The 21296-nt window shown below is 72.3% G+C and carries 16 protein-coding genes; 12 read left to right on the top strand and 4 right to left on the bottom strand.

The window, feature by feature from the left end; translation table 11 throughout:
* The first annotated feature begins 24 nt into the window (after window positions 1–24).
* Window positions 25–1344 carry an MFS transporter gene (locus tag HCC61_RS20325; RefSeq protein WP_169137338.1) on the top strand — a complete coding sequence of 440 codons (1320 nt, stop codon included), beginning with the start codon at window positions 25–27 and terminating at the stop codon, window positions 1342–1344.
* Window positions 1345–1406: 62 nt separating this feature from the next.
* Here HCC61_RS20325 and HCC61_RS20320 read toward each other — a convergent pair whose 3' ends face one another.
* A complete protein-coding gene (locus tag HCC61_RS20320; protein ID WP_169137336.1) occupies window positions 1407–2276 on the bottom strand; it encodes an AraC family transcriptional regulator in 870 nt (289 codons plus the stop codon).
* 234 nt (window positions 2277–2510) lie between these two features.
* On the opposite strand from HCC61_RS20320, the gene HCC61_RS20315 reads away from it, so the two are divergent.
* On the top strand, window positions 2511–3203 hold the full coding sequence (locus HCC61_RS20315) for a class I SAM-dependent methyltransferase (protein WP_169137334.1): 693 nt from the start codon (window positions 2511–2513) through the stop codon (window positions 3201–3203).
* Window positions 3204–3218: 15 nt separating this feature from the next.
* Here the strand turns inward: HCC61_RS20315 and HCC61_RS20310 are convergent, their stop codons facing one another.
* Window positions 3219–3911, bottom strand: a complete 693-nt coding sequence (locus HCC61_RS20310; RefSeq protein WP_169137332.1) for a TetR/AcrR family transcriptional regulator — start codon at window positions 3909–3911, stop codon at window positions 3219–3221.
* A gap of 203 nt (window positions 3912–4114) precedes the next feature.
* Here HCC61_RS20310 and HCC61_RS30840 point away from each other — a divergent pair, with 203 nt between their 5' ends.
* The 9 genes from HCC61_RS30840 (at window position 4115) to HCC61_RS20270 (ending at window position 18578) form a co-directional block, all read left to right on the top strand.
* A complete protein-coding gene (locus HCC61_RS30840) occupies window positions 4115–5029 on the top strand; it encodes a hypothetical protein (RefSeq protein WP_240969136.1) in 915 nt (304 codons plus the stop codon).
* Complete coding sequence (locus tag HCC61_RS20305) at window positions 5026–6057, top strand: 2-oxoglutarate and iron-dependent oxygenase domain-containing protein (RefSeq protein ID WP_346777298.1); 1032 nt, start codon at window positions 5026–5028, stop codon at window positions 6055–6057. The genes HCC61_RS30840 and HCC61_RS20305 overlap by 4 nt, the downstream gene beginning before the upstream one ends.
* A gap of 138 nt (window positions 6058–6195) precedes the next feature.
* Window positions 6196–7803 (top strand): amino acid permease, encoded by a 1608-nt coding sequence (locus HCC61_RS20300; RefSeq protein ID WP_169137328.1) that lies wholly within the window; start codon window positions 6196–6198, stop codon window positions 7801–7803.
* A 595-nt stretch (window positions 7804–8398) separates the two neighbouring features.
* Complete coding sequence (locus tag HCC61_RS20295; RefSeq protein ID WP_169137326.1) at window positions 8399–9229, top strand: urea amidolyase associated protein UAAP1; 831 nt, start codon at window positions 8399–8401, stop codon at window positions 9227–9229.
* On the top strand, window positions 9226–9981 hold the full coding sequence (locus HCC61_RS20290; RefSeq protein ID WP_169137324.1) for an urea amidolyase associated protein UAAP2: 756 nt from the start codon (window positions 9226–9228) through the stop codon (window positions 9979–9981). Before HCC61_RS20295 ends, HCC61_RS20290 begins: the two co-directional genes overlap by 4 nt.
* Window positions 9978–13589 (top strand): urea carboxylase, encoded by a 3612-nt coding sequence (gene uca / locus HCC61_RS20285; protein ID WP_169137322.1) that lies wholly within the window; start codon window positions 9978–9980, stop codon window positions 13587–13589. The genes HCC61_RS20290 and uca overlap by 4 nt, the downstream gene beginning before the upstream one ends.
* Window positions 13586–15238 carry an allophanate hydrolase gene (locus HCC61_RS20280; protein ID WP_169137320.1) on the top strand — a complete coding sequence of 551 codons (1653 nt, stop codon included), beginning with the start codon at window positions 13586–13588 and terminating at the stop codon, window positions 15236–15238. Before uca ends, HCC61_RS20280 begins: the two co-directional genes overlap by 4 nt.
* 352 nt (window positions 15239–15590) lie before the next feature.
* The gene (locus HCC61_RS20275; protein ID WP_206322746.1) at window positions 15591–16658 is read left to right on the top strand and encodes a glycoside hydrolase family 16 protein; all 1068 of its coding nucleotides are present in this window, start codon (window positions 15591–15593) and stop codon (window positions 16656–16658) included.
* A 315-nt stretch (window positions 16659–16973) separates the two neighbouring features.
* A complete protein-coding gene (locus tag HCC61_RS20270) occupies window positions 16974–18578 on the top strand; it encodes a glycosyl hydrolase family 28-related protein (RefSeq protein ID WP_169137551.1) in 1605 nt (534 codons plus the stop codon).
* Between the two features lie 111 nt (window positions 18579–18689).
* On the opposite strand, the gene HCC61_RS20265 is transcribed toward HCC61_RS20270, so the two are convergent.
* Window positions 18690–19577 (bottom strand): aminoglycoside phosphotransferase family protein, encoded by an 888-nt coding sequence (locus HCC61_RS20265; RefSeq protein ID WP_169137318.1) that lies wholly within the window; start codon window positions 19575–19577, stop codon window positions 18690–18692.
* Between the two features lie 218 nt (window positions 19578–19795).
* Between HCC61_RS20265 and HCC61_RS20260 the strand changes: the two genes are divergently transcribed.
* Complete coding sequence (locus HCC61_RS20260; RefSeq protein ID WP_169137549.1) at window positions 19796–20545, top strand: GNAT family N-acetyltransferase; 750 nt, start codon at window positions 19796–19798, stop codon at window positions 20543–20545.
* Window positions 20546–20667: 122 nt separating this feature from the next.
* Here the strand turns inward: HCC61_RS20260 and HCC61_RS20255 are convergent, their stop codons facing one another.
* A complete protein-coding gene (locus HCC61_RS20255; protein WP_240969156.1) occupies window positions 20668–21147 on the bottom strand; it encodes a DinB family protein in 480 nt (159 codons plus the stop codon).
* Window positions 21148–21296 lie beyond the last annotated feature (149 nt).

Genomic DNA, 21296 nt, shown 5'->3' with positions numbered 1-21296 from the left:
CCGCCGCCACGCGGAAGGAACTCGATGTCCACCGTCTTGACCAGCAAGGGCGCGGACGGCACCACCGGCGTGCCGGTGCCCCGCCGCGAGATCGCGCTGACCCTCTTCTTCGCCTTCCTCGGCACGCTCTTCGACGGTGCCGAGCTGAACCTGGTCGGCTACCCGCTGGCGTACATCTCCGACACCCTGCACGTCGGCACCTTGCAGCTCATCCAGGTCGTCACGCTCCAGGGCTTCGCCTCGATCGTCGGCGGCATCGCCTTCGGCTGGCTCGGCGACCTGGTCGGCCGCCGCTGGACCTACACGATCTCGGTGCTGCTGTTCGGCATCGCCGCCATCGCAGGTGGGCTCGCCCCGACGTACCTGCTGTTCCTGCTCAGCCGACTGGTGGCCGGGGTGGGCATGGGCGGGCTGTTCGGCCTGTCGTTCTCGATGTTCGCCGAGTGCTGGAAGACGAGGAAGCGCGGCCTGATGGGCGGGTCGATCCAGTCCATGTACTTCGTCGGCCAGATCGTCACCGAGGGCGTTCTCTACTTCTGCATCACCGAGTTGGGGCCCGACGCCGGCTGGCGGACCGGGTACGTGCTGCTCGGCGCGGCCACCGTGGTCATCGCGGCCCTGGCCGCCTTCCTGCTGCCGGAGTCGAAGCAGTGGCGCGCGTACCAGACGGAGCTTCGCGCCGGGCGCCTGCCGGAGGGACTGCGCCGCAACAAGGTGCCGCTGGTGGACCTCTTCCGCCGCCGGTACGCCTTCGGCACCGTCCTGTTCGTGGTGCTGGCGACGGCCATGTTCCTCACCACCAACTCGATGATCGCGTACCTATCCACGTTCCTGATCAAGGTGGAGAAGGTCTCGCTGGGCACCACGAGCGTCATCGTGCTGCTCGCGCTCGTCTGCACCGCGATCACGTACCCGCTCGGCGGTGCGCTGTCGGACGTCCTCAAGCGCAAGTGGGCCTTCCTCTGGTGCTGCGCCTTCGGCGTGATCGGCTTCGCCTGGTTCCTCGGACTCGTGCTGAGCGGCTCCGCGCATGTCGCCGGGGACTTCTGGACGTACCCGACGTTCTGGGCTCTGATGCTGTGCGCGGGCGCGTGCGGCGGGTTCGGGATCCTCGGGGTGTGGATGGCGGAGTTCTTCCCGACCCGCGTCCGCTCCACCGGGTCCAATCTCAGCTACTACGCCGGGCGCGGTCTGGGCGCCGGGGTGTTCCCGCTGTTCGCGCTGACGGTCGCGGGGACGGTGCCGCTCGCGCTCGCTCTCGGGATCGTCGGCCCGGTCCTCGGAGCGGTGCTGGCGGTGGCCGCTCCGGACCACACGGGCCGCACCATCGAGGCCGTCGAGTGAGCCGAGCGAGCCGAACCAGCCGAGCGCGCCGAGCCGTTCGAGCCGGTTCCGGCGCCCGCCTGTCATCGTCCGTCGCGTGACTCCCGGGCCGCCCGGCGCCGCGTCGGCGCGGGAGCGGCGAGCGGCACGGTGTCGACGCGGGTGTAGGCGCCCGGTGTCTGCCCGGTGGCGCGGCGGAAGGCGTTGATGAAGGCTCCGGTCTTCCGGTAGCCGACGGCCCGGGCGGTGGCACCGACCGATTCACCGTCGGCCAGGAGGTGCGCGGCGGCGCGGATGCGGACACGGGTGCGCCACTGCGCGAAGGTGAGGCCGGTCTCGCTGAGGAAGAGGCGGGAGAGGGTACGGACTCCGGCGTGCACCTCGTGTGCCCAGCCGGCCAGTTCGCGTGGGTCGGCCGGGCTGGCGACGAGCCGTTCCGCGATCGTGCGCACCCTCGGATCGGCGGGCATCGTCACGTGGATCGTGCTGGACGGCAGCGGGGTGAGCAGGTCGAAGACGAGAGCTTCGGCGTGACCGCGGCCCGGAGCGGTGGGCCCGTTCCGGGCCAGGTGAAGGATGAGTTCGCGCAGCAGCGGTGTCACGGCGAGACCGGTGGGCTCGGTCCATGCGATCGGACAGTGCGCGGGCGCGAACCGGATGATGCACCCTTCACCGGCCTGCTGTGTCGCCCCGGTGTGCTCGGTCCCGGCGGGGATCCACATCCCGTACGCCGGGGGCACCAGCCAGTCGCGTTCCGTGGTGCTCACCGTCACGGTCGCGGTCGCGGTCCACAGGAGCATGGGCTCGGGGTGGGAGTGCGGCTCGATGCGCGTATGGGCGTCGACCTCGCCCCGCTCGATGCTGAGGATCGGCGACGTCCCGCCGTCCGGGCCGTTCGGGCCGTCCGGGCCGTCCGGGCCGTCCGTCGGAGTCCGCCTGTTCGCCGTGGTCATGGTGTCGATCGTCCGCTCCCCCCGCCCGTACCGATCCGGCGGTCCGGAGGTCGGCCGTTACGAGGCATCTGATGGCCGACCTGCGCCGGAACGGCGGCCTACGTTGAGGGTGCCTGATCAACGGGCCGGTGTCCCGGCGCCGTTCCGGCTCCCGGCGGTCGCGCTCGACGGCTGCGTCCGCCCGCGTGTGCCGGTCTCGCTCACCGGCCCCACATCGACCTTCGAGGAGAAGACATGGACTCACTGACCGCCGCACCGGTCTCCGACGTACTGACCCGCCTGTTCGACGAAGCGAGCGTCGCGGACCGGAAGCTGTACGAGGAGTTCGCCGACGGCTCCGCCTTCGGCGGCGAGAGCGTCAGCCGGCTGCTCGAGCAGGAGGCGAAGGACTACAAGAACGTCTACAGGAACTACGCGGGCAACTTCCTGAACGTATCGGCCGAGTTCGGCAGGTTCCTCTATGTCTGTGCGAGGGCTCGCCAGGCGAAGCGCATCGTCGAGTTCGGCACCTCGTTCGGCGTCTCCACCATCCATCTGGCCACCGCGTTGAATGACGGCGGCGGCGGACGGCTGGTCACGACCGAACTGGAGGCGTCGAAGGCCCGGCGCGCACAGGAGAACCTCGAAGCGGCCGGACTGGCCGACCTCGTCGACATCCGGGTCGGCGACGCGCTGGAGACGCTCCGGGACGGCGTCGGCGGAGAGGTGGACCTGGTGCTGCTCGACGGCGCCTTCAGCCTCTACCTGCCGGTCCTCCGGCTTCTCGAACCGCATCTGCGCCCCGGCGCCCTGGTGATCGCCGAGAACGCCATAGAGCCGTCGACGGACTACCTCGGCCATGTCCGCGACCCGGACAACGGATACCGCACCGTGTCGCTCCCCTTCGAGGAGGGCCGCGGAAACGAGATGTCGGTGTTCACGCGATAGCCCGCGGCCGGCGGTCTACCGGGGCTCTTCCCGGAGAAGCCCGCGCCCCTCGCGGTGCGCCTTCGCCACTGAGCGCTCGGTGATGCCGGCGACCCGCAGCGCGGCGTCGGCGGTGGCGTCGGCGAGCTCGGACGGCGGCCGTCCGGGCTCCCGCCTGCGTACCAGGATCACGCTCTCGACCAGACCGAAGAGCAGGTCCGTGCGCAGAGCGCCCTCCTCCTCGGGGAGGGATCCGCCGGCCGCCGTGGCGGCCAGCAACCGGCCGTAGGCGGCGCGGAGTTCGGCGCGCAGCAGGTGGAAGTCCGCGAAACGGCCGCCTTCACGGACCTCCGGCAGCAGGTACAGGGCGCCGAGGTTGTGCGGCTCGGCGCTGAGCAGCCCGGCGTCGGACCGGCACAGCGCCCACAGTCTCGCCTCGGGCGCGGCGTCGGTACGCGCGATCAGGCCGCGGGCGATGTCGAGCGACGGGCGCACCGTCCCCTCGACGAGCGTGGCGAGGAGCGCCTCCTTGCCGTCGAAGTAGTGATACATCGACGCCTGCCGCATCCCCGCGCGCTCGGCGACGGCACGCGTCGTGGTGGCGGTGTACCCGTACGCGGTGAACAACTCGGCCGCGGCGGCGAGCAGTTCGGCACGCGGCGGCAGGGCGTCGGTCCTGCGTTCCCGGACGCGCGGACGCCCGACTCTTCTACCGGTGCTGGTGCCCACGCGGCGATCTTCCCATACGGGGGCGGGCCTTCGGCCGGGCCGTCGCGCACCAAGCCGTCGCACGCCAAGCCCTCGCACACCAAAGGGCCGTGAGCGATGACTTACTGGGCGGATACGGGCGCGATACGCAGGGGCAACGGGCCGTACCTAATTTCTGTCGCCTGACAGGAAAGTGTTCCGCCGCTCACCACCGGGACGACGACATGCCCGTACCCGATCCCGCCACCGTCCCGCAATCACCCGCCTCCTCCCCGACGGGCCGAGTCCCCTGCGAACTCAAGGGCCTGTGGCGCCGCACGCTGCTGACGGCACCCGGCGCCCCGGCCGACACCACCACTCACGTGTCCTGGCTTCAGGGCCGCCGGTGCTATGCCGACCTCCGGCAGCCCGCAGGGTTCGCCCACGCCCCGCGTACGCGCGGACTGACCGATCTCACCCGCGCCCAACTGGCCTGCCTCGCCCGACAGGAGGCCTTCGCAGGCGAGTTGAGCCACGAAGGCGATGTGTGCCACTGGCACCACTCCGTCGACCTCCAGCCGCCCGCCGCCTTCCCCGACAGCGGCAGGGTGCGCACCGAGAACGGACTGCTCGTCGAAGAGGGCGTGCACGAGACGTATACGGAGCACTGGCGCCGGGAGATCTCCCCGGGGATCGCGGCGGTCACGGAGAGCCCCCATGACGCGGCCGCGCCGACGGGGGCTCCGCTCGCAGGGGCGCTGCTGCACGAGCCGGAGACGGGCCGTGCGGGAGTCCTGGTCCGGGCGGGGCCGTGGTTCGCGTACGCCCGCGGCCGGAATCCGCTGACGCACCTGCCCGCAGGGGCGTCCCTGGCCGAACTCGTCGCCGGCGCCGCATCCGTCCACGACGCCCGGCGCCTCCTCGACTGCGAGGTCTCCCTCGGCCGTGTGCGGGAGTCCGGCTGGCATCTGTCCCGTTCCACGCTCCCCGGGCGCACGGGCCGGCGGTTCATGGCATGGGCGTCCGGAAGCGACGGGCTCCACGTGAGCGACCTGGCCTCCGACGGAACACCCGTCACGCGCAGTTGGCGGATCACCGGCGCGGACGGGCCGCTCTCCCGTCTCCTGCCCCACTCCGGAACCCGAGGAGGCCCGTCGTGAGCTCACTCCAGGACTTCTCCGCCGTACCCGTCGTCGACATCTCCGGACTCCGTCTCGGTACGCCCCGCGAAGCCTCGGCCGTGGCGGACCGACTCGGCCGCGCCGCCCGCGAGGTGGGCTTCATGTACGTGGCGGGGCACGGCGTGGAGCCGGCGCTCTTCGAGCGGCTGCTGACCGTGACGAAGGAGTTCTTCGCCCTCTCCCACGAGGAGAAGATGCGCAACTACATCGGGCTGTCCCGCAATCACCGGGGCTACGTGCCCGAGGGCGAGGAGGTCTTCGCGGGCGGCACCCCGGACCGCAAGGAGGCCTTCGACCTCTCCGCCGAACTCCCCGCGGACGACCCGGACTTCCGTGCGGGCAATCCTCTCCTCGGCCCCAACCAGTGGCCGGACTCGCCGGATTTCCGTACGGCCGTCACCGCCTGGTACGACACCGTGGCAGCCCTCGGCCGCACGCTCTTCCGCGGCTTCGCCATCGCGCTCGGCGAACCGGCGGACGCCTTCGAGCCCCACCTCACCAAGCCGCCGAGCCAACTGCGGCTCATCCACTACCCGTACGACGCCGATGCGGCGGACCGGCCCGGCATCGGCGCGCACACCGACTACGAGTGCTTCACGCTGCTGCGCCCCACGGCTCCCGGGCTGGAGGTGCTCAACGGCGCCGGCCGCTGGATCGACGCGCCTCCCGTCGGGGACACCTTCGTCGTCAACATCGGCGACATGCTGGAGCTCTGGTCGAACGGCGAGTTCACGGCCACCACCCACCGCGTGCGCAAGGTCGCGGAGGAGCGCTGGTCCTTCCCCCTCTTTTGCAGTCTCGACTACGCCACGCCGGTACGCCCGCTCCCGCGGTTCGTGACCGCGGCCAGGCCGGCACGCCCCGGACTCGTCGCCGGGGAGCACCTGTTCGCCCAGACCGCCCAGACCTTCGGCTACCTCAGGCGCCGGATCGCGGCAGGCGAGGTCCGGCTGCCCGACGGCTCGCTGGCACTGTCCTCCTTCGGCCACTCCGAGACCGGGTCCTGACGCCCCGACGACGGGCGACGACGCCCTGACGCCTGCCGCCCGGCCCTCCGCCCCGAGGTCCTCCGCCTGACGCCCTCCACCCCGACGCCCGCCCGCCGGCTCCCACCCGAGCACGAGTCACGAGAGAAGAGAGCTCCCATGACCACCACCGCACCTCCCTCCACCGAACCCGCGGCTCCGCCGCCGACCGCCGCCCCGGAACACTCGCTCGTCACGTTCGGCTATCGGCAGGAGCTGCACCGCCGGCTCGGCCGGTACGCGTCCTTCGCCGCCGGCTTCTCCTTCATCTCGGTGCTGACGACCGTCTTCCAGTTCTTCGCGTTCGGCTTCTCCTTCGGGGGCGGCTCGTTCATCTGGACCTGGCCCGTCGTGCTGTGCGGACAACTGCTCGTAGCGGCCTGCTTCGCCGAACTCGCCGCCCGCTACCCGATATCCGGCGCCATCTACCAGTGGTCGTCGCGCCTGAGCACGCCCTCGTTCGGCTGGCTCGCCGGCTGGGTCATGGTGATCGGGCAGATCGTCGTCGTCGCGGCAGCCACCCTCGCCCTCCAGGTGGTCATGCCGGCCATCTGGCCCGGCTTCCAGCTCGTCGGCGGCGACCCCGCGCCCACCTCACCGTCCGGCGCCGCCAACGCCGCACTGCTCGGGCTGATCCTGCTGTTCCTCACCACCGTCGTGAACCTGCTCGACAACCGCGTGATGTCGTTCATCAACCGGCTCGGCGTCACCGCGGAGATCGCCGGCGTCGCCCTCATGGTCGTCCTGCTCTTCACGCACAGCGAGCGAACGCCCGGCGTCGTGGTGCACACCGGCGGCGCCGGAGGCACGATCGGGGCCCTGCTGATCGCCTCGTTCACCGCCGCCTACGTCATGGTCGGCTTCGACAGCGCGGGCGAGATGAGCGAGGAGACCCGGTTCCCGCGCCGCACCGCACCACGGACGATCCTCAGCGCGCTGGCCGCCGCCGGGCTCTGCGGCGGACTGCTCATACTCGGCGGGCTGCTGGCCGCCCCGAGCCTCAGCGACGGCCGCCTCGCCACCGACGGCCTCGGCTACGTGCTGACCAGCACGCTCGGCGACGGCGTGGGCAGGCTGCTGCTGGCCGACGTCGTCGTGGCGATCTGCGTGGCCACGCTGGCGGTGCAGACCTCCGCGTCCAGGATGCTGTTCTCGATGGCGCGGGACGGCGTGCTGCCGTTCTCGGCCCGGCTGGCCAAGGTCACACCGCGCACCGGCATGCCGGCCGCTCCCGCCGTCGTCGTCGCCGTGCTCGCCGGCGTGTGCCTGCTCCTCAGCTTCGCCGCACCGTCGGCCTTCCTGGCCCTCGGCACGACCTGCATCGTCATGCTGTACCTGGCGTACGTGATGGTCACCGGCCCGATGCTGGTGCGCAGGGTCCAGGGGAGGCTCCCCGCGGACCGCGCCGGCGGCCTCGACGAGACGGGCCGCCCGCTGTTCTCGCTGGGCCGCTGGGGAGTGCCGCTCAACGCGATCGCTGTGCTCTACGGGCTGGGCATGACCGTCAACCTCGCCTGGCCCCGCGCCGAGGTGTACGACCCGGAGGGCGGCCACTGGTACCTGCAATGGTTCACGGTCCTGTTCCTCGGGGCGACCATCGTCCTGGGCGTCGGCTACCGGTGGTGGCGGCATGTCAGGCGCGCCGCGGAGCGCTCGGCCGCGCGGGCACCCGCGGCGGGGACCGCCGCGGGCGAGGAGCCCGCGGAGGTCACCGAAGTGAGCGCGTGAGGGCTGCCGCGATCGGTCGCGAACACCGCGCGCCACGGGGCCGGTTCGCGGGTTCGCCGGTTCGCCGGTACAGGCCTGCGGTCACCGGCGAGTTGCGCACCGGCGCCCCGGTCCCTTCCGGGCGGGGCCCCGGTGCGGCCCCTCCGACCCGTACGCGACCGTCCGGCGCGTGACCTGACGCCCCGAACTCCGAGCCGAACTCCCCGTCGCCGCCGCACCGTTCAGCTCCGGGGCAGCGGGAGACACACACGTATGGGACCGCCCGCGCCCGCCCCGGTGCCGTCCCGGGCGCGGGCCCCTCCGACCCGTACGCGACCGTCCGGCACGTGACGCCCCGAACTTCCCGCCGAACTCCCCGTCGCCACCGAGCCGTTCGGCACGCGCCCGCCCCGGTCCGGCAATCGCGGGCGGGGCCGTCCGCAATCACTTCCCGCGGAGTCATCGGTAACGGCCGGGAAACGGCCGGGCAACTGCGCGGACTTCCCTCAGCCCTAATTTCTGTCGTGCGACAGAAATACCCGCGTCAAAGACGTCTGCCCAAGACGCCCGGACCAAGACCCCAGTCAGCGACGCCAGCCGAGCCGGAGGTGCAGACATGGCGACAGCCACCACGTACGGCGCCCGCGACCATGCCCGCGCACAGCAGGACACCCGTGTCGAGACCATGCCCGTGCTTCCCGCCGCCGACTGGCCCACGCCGCCGGAGGGCGTGCGCTCCGCCGACCTCGTATGGGCCGAGACCGTCGCGGGCGGCAACTACACCCACAAGGTCCTCGCGCGCGGTACCGAGTTGCGGCTCACCGACCTCACCGGGGAGGCCTGCGCGCACGTACTGCTGTATGTCGAGGGACGCCCCTGGGAGCGGCTCAACGCCGCCGACACCGTCAAGGTGCTGTGGAACGCCTACCTCGGCGAGGGCTCGCTGCTCCTGTCCGACCAGGGCCGGGTGCTGGCCTCCGTCGTCTCGGACACCTCGGGGCGCCACGACGCCCTGTGCGGCACGTCGACCGCCGCGCGGAACGTCCGGCGCTACGGGGACGGCGCACCACAGGGGCCCTCACCCGCCGGGCGCGAACTGCTCAAGCTCGCCGCGCTCAAGAACGGCCTGGAGCCGCGCGATCTGCCGCCGTCCGTCTCGTTCTTCCAGGGAGTCCGGGTGCTGCCGGACGGCGGGCTCGAGTACACCGGGACGTCCGGTCAGGGAGGCGAGGTCGTGCTGCGCGCGGAGCAGCCGCTCACCGTCCTCGTCGCCAACGTGCCGCATCCGCTCGACCCGCGGTCCGAGTACGTCTCGGGTCCGCTGGAGGTCCTGGCCTGGAAGGGGCGGGCGACGGCGCCGGGTGACGACCTGTGGGACGCGACCCCCGAGGGCCGCAGGGCCTTCCTCAACACCGCCGAGCACCTCATCGCCAGGGGGATCGCATGACCGCCGCAGCCGTGAACGGCGAGACCGGGACCGTGCCCACCACGACCGACCCCGCGACCGCGACCGACGCCGCCGGGACCGCCCCCACCGGAGCCGCCGCCGCGGCCGACGCCGCGACCGACGCCGCGCCCGACGCCGCCGGGGCCGTCGTGACCGAAGAGACCGTTCCCGCCCGCGCCCCCTGGTCGGCGTTCGTGCGCCGCGGGCAGCAGTTGACCATCACCGACCTGCACGGCAACCAGGCCGTCGACTTCCTCGTATACGACGCCCACGACACCGACGTCCGCTACAGCGCGGCCGACACCGTGCACGCGCAGGGCGGCATCTTCCTGACCACGGGCAGCGTGCTGATGTCCAACGAGCACACGCGGCTGATGACGATCGCCGAGGACACCTGCGGCCGCCACGACACCGTGGGCGGCGCGTGCTCCAAGGAGTCCAACACCCTGCGCTACGGCCACCACACCTGGCCGCAGCACGGATGCGTGGAGAACTTCCTGCTGGAGGGCGCCAGGTACGGCCTGGGCAAGCGGGACCTGGTCTCCAACGTCAACTGGTACATGAACGTGCCGGTCGAGGAGGACGGCACGCTCGGCATCGTCGACGGCATCTCCGCACCGGGCCTGAAGGTGGTGCTGCGCGCCGAGCGCGACGTCCTCGTGCTGGCCTCCAACTGCCCCCAGATCAACAACCCTTGCAACGGCTTCGAGCCGACGGCCGTCCGCATGACGATCACCGAGGGTGCCGCGTGACGACCGCCGCGTTCGACACCTTGCTCGTCGCCAACCGCGGCGAGATCGCCGTCCGCATCATCCGCACCGCCCGCCGCCTCGGGCTGCGCACCGTCGCCGTCTTCTCCGACGCCGACCGCGCCGCCGAGCACGTACGCCTCGCCGATCACGCCGTACGCCTGGGCCCGGGACCGGCCAAGGAGAGCTACCTCGACGCGGACCGGGTGCTGCGGGCGGCGCGGGAGAGCGGCGCCGGCGCGATACACCCCGGCTACGGCTTCCTCTCCGAGGACGCCTCGTTCGCCCGCCGCTGCGCGGAGGAGGGCGTCGTCTTCGTCGGTCCGACTCCCCGTCAACTGGAGCTGTTCGGCGACAAGCACAGCGCGCGCGCCGCGGCCGAGGCCGCCGGCGTCCCCCTCTCCCCCGGCACCGGTCTGCTGCCCGACGTCGACGCGGCGCTGGCCGCGGCATCGCGCATCGGCTACCCGGTGATGCTGAAGGCCACCGGCGGTGGCGGCGGCATCGGCATGCAGGCCTGCCACGACGCGGCGGAACTGGCCGACGCGTGGGCGCGCGTGGAGCGCGTCGCGGCCGCGTCCTTCTCCTCCTCGGGTCTCTTCCTGGAGCGGCTGGTGGAGCAGGCACGCCACGTGGAGGTGCAGGTCTTCGGCGACGGGCACGGCCGCGTCGTCACCTTCGGCGACCGCGACTGCACGCTTCAGCGCCGCAACCAGAAGGTCGTGGAGGAGGCGCCGGCGCCCGGCCTGCCGGACCGGCTGCGGCGGCGACTGGCCGACTCCGCAAGGGACTTGTGCGCCTCCGTGGACTACCGCTCCGCGGGCACCGTCGAGTTCGTCCACGACGCCGCCCGCGGAGAGGTCTGCTTCCTGGAGGTCAACACCCGCCTCCAGGTCGAGCACCCCGTCACCGAGGAGATCCACGGAGTCGACCTCGTCGAGTGGATGCTGAGGCTGGCCCGGGGCGAGAGCGGCCTGGTCCGCGAGCCCGGCGAGCCGCGCGGGCACGCGGTGGAGGCCCGCCTGTACGCGGAGGACCCCGGCCGCGGCCACCGCCCCGGCACCGGTCTGCTCACCCGCGTCGAACTGCCCCGCGGGCTGCCGGGGATCCGGGTCGACTCGTGGATCGAGGCGGGCACCGAAGTGACCGGCTTCTACGATCCGATGCTCGCCAAGGTGACCGCCCACGGCGCCGACCGGGAAGAGGCCATGAACCGGCTCGCCCACGGTCTCGACGCGACGCGTGTGGACGGCGTCGAGACCAACCTCGGCCTGGTGCGCGCCGCGCTGGACGACGCGGACGTGCGCTCCGCCGCGCACACGACCGCGACCCTCGCAGCGGTCGCCGACCCGACGCCCCGCATCGACGTCGTCTCACCCGGCACGCTCACCACCGTCCAGGACTGGCCGGGACGCACCGGCCTGTGGCACGTCGGCGTACCGCCCTGCGGGCCGATGGACGACCTGTCGTTCCGGCTGGGCAACCGCGCGCTCGGCAACGACGAGGGCGCACCCGGGCTGGAGTGCACCCTCCAGGGACCGGCGCTTCGCTTCAGCCGCACCACCACGGTGTGCGTGACCGGCGCCCCCGCTGCCTGCGCCGTGGACGGGGAACCGGCACCCCAGTGGGAGCCGGTCACCGTCCCCGCCGGCGGCACCCTGGAGGTCGGCGCGCCCACCGACCGCGGGCTGCGTACCTACGTACTGCTCGCGGGCGGCCTGGACGTCCCGGACTTCCTGGGCAGCGCGGCCACGTTCACCCTCGGCCGGTTCGGCGGGCACGGCGGCCGGGCACTGCGCGCGGGCGACGTGCTGCACGGCGGGGAGGTGTCCGGGCGGCCCGCCCGCATCGCACCGGCCCTGCGCCCGGCGTTCGGCACGACGTGGCACATCGGGACGGTCGAAGGACCGCACGCGGCACCGGAGTTCTTCACCGAGGAGGACGTACGGGACTTCTACGCCGCGGAGTGGAAGGTGCACTTCAACTCGGCGCGCACCGGCGTACGGCTGGTGGGGCCGAAGCCGCGCTGGGCCCGAACCGACGGCGGTGAGGCGGGACTTCACCCCTCCAACATCCACGACACCCCCTATTCGGTCGGCGCCGTCGACTACACGGGCGACATGCCGGTCCTGCTCGGCCCGGACGGCCCCTCGCTCGGAGGCTTCGTCTGCCCCGCGACCGTGATCACCGCGCAGCGCTGGAAGCTCGGCCAGGTGCGCCCGGGCGACACGGTGCGCTTCGTGCCCGTGAGCGAGACCGCCGCGGCCGTGCTGCGCCGCAACCCGGCCCGCACCCCCGCAGCGTCACGCGCCGCGAGCCGTGACGGCGGACTGCTGGGCCGGCTGGAGGAGTCCGCCACCCGTCCCGCCGTCACCTACCGGCGCGGCGGCGACGACAACGTCCTGATCGAGTACGGCCCGATGCAGCTCGATCTGGGCCTGCGCATGCGGGTCCACGCGCTGTCCGAGGCGCTGGCCGCGCTGGACCTGCCGGGAGTCGTGGACCTCACCCCCGGCATCCGCTCTCTCCAGGTGCACGCCGATCCGGACGTGCTGCCGCAGCGGGAGCTGCTGGACGTGCTGCACCGGGCGGAGGAGCAACTGCCGCCCACCGAGGCCCTGGTGGTGCCCAGCCGCACGGTCCACCTCCCGCTGTCCTGGGACGATCCGGCGACGCGCGAAGCGACCCGGCGGTATATGACGGGCGTTCGGGACGACGCCCCCTGGTGCCCCTGGAACATCGAGTTCATCCGCCGCGTCAACGGGCTGGAGTCGGTGGAGGAGGTGTACCGCACCGTGTTCGACGCCGAGTACCTGGTGATGGGGCTGGGCGACGTGTACCTCGGGGCGCCCGTCGCGACCCCGCTCGACCCCCGCCGGCGCCTCGTCACCACGAAGTACAACCCGGCGCGCACGTGGACGGCGGAGAACTCGGTGGGCATCGGCGGCGCCTACCTGTGCGTCTACGGGATGGAGGGGCCGGGCGGCTACCAGTTCGTCGGCCGGACCGTACAGGTGTGGTCCGGCTGGCAGCAGCGCGGGCCGTTCGAGCCGGGCAGGCCGTGGCTGCTGCGCTTCTTCGACAGGATCAAGTGGTATCCGGTTCAGGCCGGCGAACTTCTCGCGATGCGCGCCGACATGGCGGCCGGACGGCTTGAACTCAGGACCGAGGAAGGCGAGTTCTCCCTCGCCGAGCACCGGCGCTTCCTGGACGAGAACGCCGAGTCCATCGCCGGTTTCCGTGCCCGCCAGGCCCGTGCGTTCGCCGCGGAACGCCAAGTGTGGGAGGAGAACGGGGAGTTCGACCGGACCGACGAGCCGGGGCCGGGGCCGTCGGCCGCGGCCGCACCGCCGGAGCGCGTCAGCGTCCCGCAGGGCGGCGTGGCGCTGGAGGCCGAGTTCGCCGCGAGCGTCTGGCAGGTCTCCGTACGGCCGGGCGAACGGGTGCGTACGGGCCAGCAGTTGATGTCCCTGGAGGCGATGAAGATGGAATCGCCGGTCACGGCGCCGAAGGACGGCGTCGTCGCCGGGATCCTGGTGACGCCGGGAGACCAGGTCGAGGCCGGGACCGCGCTGCTGACCCTGGCCCCCTCGGAGGCGGCGGCGGCATGACGGCACTCGATCGCGTACGGGACGCCTACCGGCGGATCGCCGAGGCCCGCAGGCCCGAGATATGGATCGGCCTCCGGGCACGTGAGGCGGCGGAGGAGGACGCCCGCGCCGTCGACGCACGCGTCGCCGCCGGTGAGGCCCTGCCGCTCGCCGGCTCCGTCCTCGCCGTCAAGGGCAACATCGACGTGGCCGGACTGGAGACCACGGCCGGCTGCGCCTCCTACGCCTACCGGCCCGCGCGGGACGCCCCCGCAGTCGCCCGGCTGCGCGCCGCCGGAGCGGTCGTGCTCGGCACCACCAACCTGGACCAGTTCGCGACGGGCCTCGTCGGAACCCGCAGCCCGTACGGGGCAGTTCGCAACGCCGTGGACCCGGACCGCATCAGCGGCGGCTCCAGCTCCGGCTCCGCGGTCGCCGTCGCCCTGGGCATCGCCGACCTAGCGCTCGGCACGGACACGGCGGGCTCCGGCCGCGTGCCCGCCGCCTTCAACGGCGTCGTGGGCCTCAAGCCGACACGTGGCCTCGTCCCCACCGAGGGCGTCGTTCCGGCCTGCGCCAGCCTGGACTGCGTCAGCGTCTTCGCCCGCGGGGTGCCGGAGGCCGAGCGCGCCCTGACGGTGATGGCCGCGCCGCCCGGCCGTACGGCACCGCCCAAGCCGAACCGCGCACAGGGCCCGTGGCGGGTCGCCGTGCCACCGGGCGAGCAGCTCGGCGAACTCGCCCCGGGCTGGCGTGCCGCCTTCGAGACCGCGGCCCACCGCCTTTCCCTCATGGGCGCCCGGCTGCTGACGGTCGACCCTGCCCCGTTCCTCGAAGCAGGGAAACTGCTCTACGACGGCGCGTTCGTCGCCGAACGCCACAGCGCAGTAGGAACGTTCGTCGACAGCGCGCCCAGCGACGCGGACCTGGACCCGGTCGTCGCCGGGATCATTCGCAGGGCGGGCACCGTCCCCGCCCACCGGTTGTTCACGGACATGGCGGCCCTGGAGGCGCTGCGCGACCGCGCCGACGCGGTGCTCGGCGACGCCGACGCCCTGCTGCTGCCCACGGCGCCAAGACACCCCACCCGTACGGCCGTTGACGCCGACCCGATCGGCGTCAACTCGGACCTGGGCCGCTTCACCAACTGCGCCAACCTGCTCGACCTGTGCGCCGCCGCCGTCCCCGCGGGCGAGGTCGACGGGCTGCCGTTCGGCGTGATGCTGGCGGGCCGCGCGTTCGCCGACGACCGCATCGCCCGCATCGCCTCGCTGCTCGACCCTCCCGTCCGGCTGGCGGTCGTCGGCGCCCATCTCTCCGGTCAGCCGCTCGATCACGAGCTTCTGCGGCAGGGCGGACGCCTGCTGAGGGCCACCACCACGGCTCCCGCCTACCGGCTGCACGCCCTGCGGACGGACCCGCCCAAGCCGGGGCTGGTCCGCGCCGCCTCGGGCGGCGCCGCCGTCGAGGCCGAGGTGTGGGAACTGCCGCCCGCCGGGCTCGGCCGCCTCGCGGCAGCGCTGCCGTCTCCCATGGCGCTGGGTCCCGTCGAGCTGGCGGACGGTGAGCACGTCACCGGATTCCTCTGCACGCCCCAGGCGCTGGAGGGAGCCGAGGACATCACGGCATACGGAGGCTGGCGCGCCTACCGCGCACACATGGCGAGTTGACGGCCGCGACGTCCGGGAGTTCACGCAACGAAGGCAGCGTCAGGCGGGGGCCGTTGCCGTGCGGCGGCTCATCGTCGGAGCTGACACGCCACCTCGGCCGGTGAGTTGGGCGTCGGCGTGGATTCGACAGGTGAACTCATCGCAGACTCTTGACGGTTGGGTGAAGCTGCATGACAGTGACTTGTGAATGAGAGCGCTCTCAGCGGCCGTTCCGCGCGACCGTTCCAGTCGGCCGTTCCGAGCGGCCGTTCCGAGCGCGCCCATCCACCTTGTACGTGCTTTTCCCGCTTCTGTCGGGCTCGCGTGTCCGTACGTCACCAACCGACGTTCCTCCGAGTGAAAGCAGCCCCCCATGTACAAGCTCACTCCCCCACGCAGGACGGCGAACCGCCAACTCCGGCCCAGGCGACGCTTCTTGATTCCGCTGGCCGCCGTATCGCTCGCGCTCCTGGGCCTCACCGCGTCCTCCGGTGCGGCCGCCGCCGGCGAACCGGCCGGACCCGCCGCCGCGAACAAGACGGCTCCGGCCGAGACGAAGGCAGCCGCGGCGAAGACAGGCGAGACGAAGGCAGCCACGGCGAAGGCCGGCGACGCCGCTTCCGCGGCCGACTGGACCACCGTCTTCAAGGACGACTTCGACGGCGCCGCGGGCACCGGCCTCAACCGCGACGACTGGCTCTACGACATCGGCACCGGCTACCCGGGCGGTGCCGCGAACTGGGGCACCGGCGAGATCGAGACGTCCACGGACTCGACCGAGAACGTCTACCAGGACGGCGAGGGTCACATGGTGATCAAGCCGATCCGCGACGACGCCGGGAACTGGACCTCGGGCCGCGTGGAGACCCAGCGCACCGACTTCGGCGCCCCGGCCGGCGGCCAGATGGAGATCAGCGCCTCCATCCAGCAGCCCAACCCGGAGAAGGCGCTGGGCTACTGGCCCGCGTTCTGGGCCATGGGCGCCGACGCCCGCCCCGTCGGGGCCACCAACTGGCCGAGCATCGGCGAGATCGACATCATGGAGGCCGTCAACGGTCTCAGCCAGCACTCGACCACGTTCCACTGCGGCGAATGGGCCGGGGAGTGCCACGACCCGGACGGCATCACCAGCGAACTGCAACCCTGCGAAGGCTGCCAGACCGGCTATCACACCTACTCCGTCATCGTGGACCGCACCGACGCCTCCGCCGAGCAACTGCGCTTCTACCTCGACGGCGACGAGACCTTCACCGTGAACCAGAACCAGGTGTCCGCAGCGACCTGGGAGAAGGCGGTGGACCACGGGTTCTTCGCCATTTTCGACGTGGCGATCGGCGGTTCCTACCCGAACAAGGTCTGCGGCTGCACCTCGCCGGGGGCGGACATCACTTCGGGCGCGGGGATGAGCGTCGACTGGTTCAAGGTGAACGTGAGCGAGTAACCGCACAGCCCCCGGCTCTCGGGGCCGCGCATCGGCAGGCCCCGAGAGAGCCCCCCGAGAGCTACCCCAAAGAGACCCCGTCCCTCCACGTGGGACGGGGTCTCTTCAACGCCGTTCCTCAGCTTGCTCTTTGGGGGGTCACGCGTCCCCTTCCGCGTCCGCCGTCTCCATGGCATGCTCGCGCTCGGCACTCACATGAACAGGGTTCACATATATACATGGTGAGGGGTGGCGGCAGTGCGGCACTTCGGGAACGTCGGGAACGTCAGCAGACGCGGCGTACTGGGCGGGGCGATCGCAGTGGCCGCCGCGGCGATGACCGGAGGACCTGCCTCCGCCGCCACCGCGGGCGGCGGCCGACTGCCGGACATCTGGCGCGAGTTCACCGAGACCCCCTACCGGCACTCGCAGATTCCGTACATCGGCCGTGCCGGATACCGCACCGGCAGCACCGCCTTCGCCCGCCCCCGCCGCACCCTGCGCGCCGAGTCCTATGGCGCCGTCGCCGACGGCGCGACCGACTGCGCGCCCGCGATCAACCGTGCCCTCGCTGCTGCCGGAAGGGCCGGCGGGGGCACGGTTCTCCTCGGCCCCGGCACGTACCGGATCGACGGCCTGATCCACATCGGCCACGACGACGTCGTGCTCAAGGGCGCCGGCAGCTCCCGCACCAGGGTCTACGCCACGAGGAGCCTCACCGAACTGATCGGCGTCTACGGTTCCCGCTACGGCGGCGACAAGTCGTCCTGGTCCTGGGCGGGCGGCCTGATCTGGCTCTGCCCCGAGGACCGCTTCCGTGCGCTGACGGATGCCATCAGGGCGAAGGCCTGGCCCTTCGAGGGATGGACCGGCAACGAGCGCGACGAGTGGCAGACCCTGACGAGCGTTCAACCGGCGGGACTGGGCTCCTGGTCGGTGACGGTCGCGGACCCCGGCCGGCTCCGCGAGGGCGACCTGGTCCTGCTCCGCCTCGCCGACGACGCCGGCCACACGCTCCTGGAGCACATGGCGGGCGGCGGGCCCGGACCCGAGGCGTACGCCTGGGACGACAAGACGAAACTGACCTCGTACGTCCCCTACGAGTGGCCGGTGCGCATCGCCTCGCTCCAAGGGGACCGGGTCACCTTCGAACGCCCGCTCCCCCTCGACGTACGACCCGAGTGGGACCCGCGCCTCACCACGCACGTCAAGGCCCTTACCGGCGCCGGGGTCGAGGGCCTGACCCTGGAGGCGGTCGAGACCCCGCAGTCGCCGCATCTGCTCGACAAGGGCTACAACGGGGTCGCGCTGCAATGCACATACGACTGCTGGGTCGACGACGTCGCCGTGGTCAACGTCGACAACGGCTTCGGGCTCGTGGCGGCGTCCGCCTCGACCCTGCGCCGCACGCGGGTCGGCGGCCGCGGCGAGCACCACCCGTACTTCTGCCGCGAGGGCTCGCACGACAACCTGATCGAGGACTTCACGCTCGAGCAGCGCACGGTCTCGGCCCCCGCGGACACCCAGCTCCACGGCATCAACGTGGAAGGCCTGTCCTCGTACAACGTCTGGTCGCGCGGCCGGATGGAGACGGGCACCTTCGACTCGCACCGCGGCATGCCGTTCGCGAACGTACGCACCGACATCACCGTGAACAACGACGGCGTCCACGGCGGCGACGCCTCGGCCGGGCCGCTGTTCGGAGCGCGCTTCACCCACTGGAACATCAGGGTCACCAACGAGCGCGCGGGTCTGATGAAGCTCGACGAACTGGCGCCTTGGAGCGCGACCGTCGGCATCAATACCGTCCGCGAGTTCGGCCAGATCGACGTCCCCGACTTCACCGGCGACCTCGAATCCCGCCTGGAGCTGTACGGCACGACGGACGAGGTCCGCCCCCGCAACCTGTACGAGGCTCAACGCGCCGTCCAGCCGGGCTAGTTCCGTGACCGCACAGATTCGCCGGGTCGGTCGTCGTGGCGGTGCGACGGCGGCACATCCGGAGCACAGCCGACGACCCCCGGCAGGCGACAGACGACAGGTGACAGACGACTACGCCGTGAGGCGGTCCGCTTCGGCCAGCAGCAGATCGCCGAAGGGCTGAAAGCCGATACCGCAGGCGTAGACGCCGCTGACGACTCGGTGGATGGTTCCCCATTCCCAGATGGCGGTGGCGTCCACGCCCGTGCGGGAAGCCAGTTTCCCGGTCCGCGCCCGGAGGTCGTCGCCGAGGTCCGGGTTGCAACGCACGATCGTGCCGAGATCGCAGGCCGGTTCGGCCCGCAGCCCGGCTGGATCGATGAGCTTGTAGCCGCCGTCACTCGCCTTCAGGGCGTTCATCTCGTGGATGTCACCGTGGACCAGAACCGCGGACCGGTCGTCGTGGGCGAGGCGACGACGGTTCATGCAGTCCAGCGCGTCCGTCACGGTGGCCGGTGAACACGGTCGCCCCGCCTCCTCCCATAGTTCCGGGAGCCGGTCGGCGTACTGCTCGGCCAACTTCGCGCCGGTCGGAAGGTCGATGCCGGGACCGATCGGACGCCACAGGCGGACCGCCGCTTCGCACAGCAAGTCGTGGCGGCTCGTGGGGTCGGTGACGATGTCGTGCATCGGAGCCCCGAGGCGCTCCAGCAGAAGGGCTTGCCGCCCCACGTCCTCGCCCAGCAGCTCGGCGCATCCCTCTCCGTTCGCCAGGCGCAACGCCGTTGCCTCCTGCCCGACGTCCCGGCCCGGCACACCGATCTTGAGGACCGCCGGAGTCCCGTCGACAAGCGTCACCTCGACGACCAGGGCGGCGTGACCGCCCGCAAGGCCGGACCCGATCGTCAGGGACCACTCCTGGGCCAGCGAGTCGACCACGCCCGGCAGTTCGTCCAGCCAGGACTCGTTCCCGTCGGCCATGACCGTCTTGCGGACCTGGTCGGGAATGTGGAGGCTCATGCCGCCAAACCTAGTGCCGTGACCGGCCGTACCTCACTTCCGTACGTCCCGGGTCGCTGCACCTGACGGCGCCGGGCGGCGTGGACGCCGTGATCGGCTCCGGCTGCTCTCCCGCACGGCGGCCGGAGTCTCCCGTACGGGCCGCCCGTGCCCCGTGGGCGCGTAGCGTCGGTGCCGTGACGACCGACGCCGAACTGCTCGCCGTGTACGACGAGTCGATGCGCGGAGCGCCCGCGGTGCCCGGGCCCGGTGTGGTGTACGAGCGTGACGGGCCGCTGACGCGGGCCGTCGGGGGCTTCCGGGGCTTCGTGTTCGGGCCGCGCGACACCGGGCTGCGCGGCGCCGCGCTGGACGGGCTGATCGCACGGCAGCGGGACCGCTTCGCGGAGCGCGGCGAGACGGTGGAGTGGCGGGTCCATGCGCACGACGGGCCGCCGGAGTTGACGGAGCGTCTGCTCTCGGCGGGCTTCGCCGCGGGCCGCACGATGTCCGTACTGGTGGGCGCGAGCGCGGAGTTGGCCACGGAGCCCGTGCTGCCGGACGGGGTCGTGCTGCGCCGTGTGACCCGGGCGCGGGACATGCGGCGGATCGCCGCGCTTCAGGCCGCCGTCTGGGACATGGACCTCGGCTGGCTCCCCGGCTTCCTCACCGCACGGATCGCGGCGGCGCCCGACGACACCGTGGTCCTCGTCGCCGAGCACGAAGGAGAAGCCGTCTGCGCCGCGTGGATCTTCCTGTGGCCGGACCGCCGTTACGCGGGACTCCGCGGCGGCACGACCGTGCCGGAGTGGCGCGGCCGCGGCGTCTACCGGGCGCTGATCGCCGAACGGGCCCGGATCGCCGCCGCACGGGGCGTGCCGTATCTCCAGGTCGACGCCTCGGACGACAGCTTGCCCGTCCTGCGGCGGCTGGGCTTCCGCACGGTCACGACCATGACGCAGTACGTCTGGTCACCGAGCGCCCCCTGATGCCCGCGCCGCTGACGCCCGCGCCCCGCTGACGATCGCGTGTGCTGACGATTGCGGGCGCTGACGCCCGCGGGCGCTGACGGGGGCGCCCGCCAGGACTCCGCATCCGCCCGGCTCCGCCCTCAGACCCCCGTCGTGCCGTCGACCGCCTCGCGGAGCAGATCGGCGTGCCCGTTGTGACGCGCGTACTCGTGGACGAGGTGCAGCATCACCAGGCGCAGCGAGACCTCATCGCCGGTGCGGGCGTTGCGCCCCGTCACATCGAGCGACGCGGCCTCCCGCTCGATCCGGCGCGCGTGGGCGATCTCGGTCTCCCAGGCGGTGAACGCCTCGGTCCGGGTGGAGTGCCCCGCGTCGTACGCCACCTGGAAGTCGCCCTCGTCGGACCACACCAGCGGCACGTCCTCGCCGGCGATCGTGCGCCGGAACCAGGCCCGTTCGACCTCCGCCATGTGCCGTACCAGCCCGAGCAGGGACAGCGTGGACGGCGGTGACGAGGCTCGGCGCAGCTGCTCGTCGCTCAGGCCCTCGCACTTCATCGCGAGGGTCTCGCGGTGGAAGTCGAGGAAGGCGCGCAGCGTTTCGCGCTCCGTGCCGGTCAGGGGCGGAGCGGTGCGTTCCTCCCCCTCGGCCCTGAGGGGCCTGCGGGAATCCCCGGTCACTGCGGTGCCCTGCCTTCCAATTGCCGTGCCCTGGCCCTCGGTTGTGTACAGGTCGCGTACAGGTCGCGTACAGGTCGCGTACGGGCCGC

The sequence above is a fragment of the Streptomyces sp. HNM0575 genome (genome assembly GCF_012726265.1).
GTDB lineage: Bacteria > Actinomycetota > Actinomycetes > Streptomycetales > Streptomycetaceae > Streptomyces.
This window is presented reverse-complemented; position numbering and strand designations above follow the sequence as displayed.

Coding starts and splice junctions, on each gene's coding strand:
- HCC61_RS20320 (WP_169137336.1), bottom strand. CDS start 2,276: ATGACCACGGCGAACAGGCGGACTCCGACGGACGGCCCGGACGGCCCG.
- HCC61_RS20295 (WP_169137326.1), top strand. CDS start 8,399: ATGGCGACAGCCACCACGTACGGCGCCCGCGACCATGCCCGCGCACAG.
- HCC61_RS20275 (WP_206322746.1), top strand. CDS start 15,591: ATGTACAAGCTCACTCCCCCACGCAGGACGGCGAACCGCCAACTCCGG.
- HCC61_RS20265 (WP_169137318.1), bottom strand. CDS start 19,577: ATGAGCCTCCACATTCCCGACCAGGTCCGCAAGACGGTCATGGCCGAC.
- HCC61_RS20270 (WP_169137551.1), top strand. CDS start 16,974: ATGACCGGAGGACCTGCCTCCGCCGCCACCGCGGGCGGCGGCCGACTG.
- HCC61_RS20290 (WP_169137324.1), top strand. CDS start 9,226: ATGACCGCCGCAGCCGTGAACGGCGAGACCGGGACCGTGCCCACCACG.
- HCC61_RS20280 (WP_169137320.1), top strand. CDS start 13,586: ATGACGGCACTCGATCGCGTACGGGACGCCTACCGGCGGATCGCCGAG.
- HCC61_RS30840 (WP_240969136.1), top strand. CDS start 4,115: ATGCCCGTACCCGATCCCGCCACCGTCCCGCAATCACCCGCCTCCTCC.
- HCC61_RS20260 (WP_169137549.1), top strand. CDS start 19,796: ATGCGCGGAGCGCCCGCGGTGCCCGGGCCCGGTGTGGTGTACGAGCGT.
- HCC61_RS20300 (WP_169137328.1), top strand. CDS start 6,196: ATGACCACCACCGCACCTCCCTCCACCGAACCCGCGGCTCCGCCGCCG.
- HCC61_RS20315 (WP_169137334.1), top strand. CDS start 2,511: ATGGACTCACTGACCGCCGCACCGGTCTCCGACGTACTGACCCGCCTG.
- HCC61_RS20325 (WP_169137338.1), top strand. CDS start 25: ATGTCCACCGTCTTGACCAGCAAGGGCGCGGACGGCACCACCGGCGTG.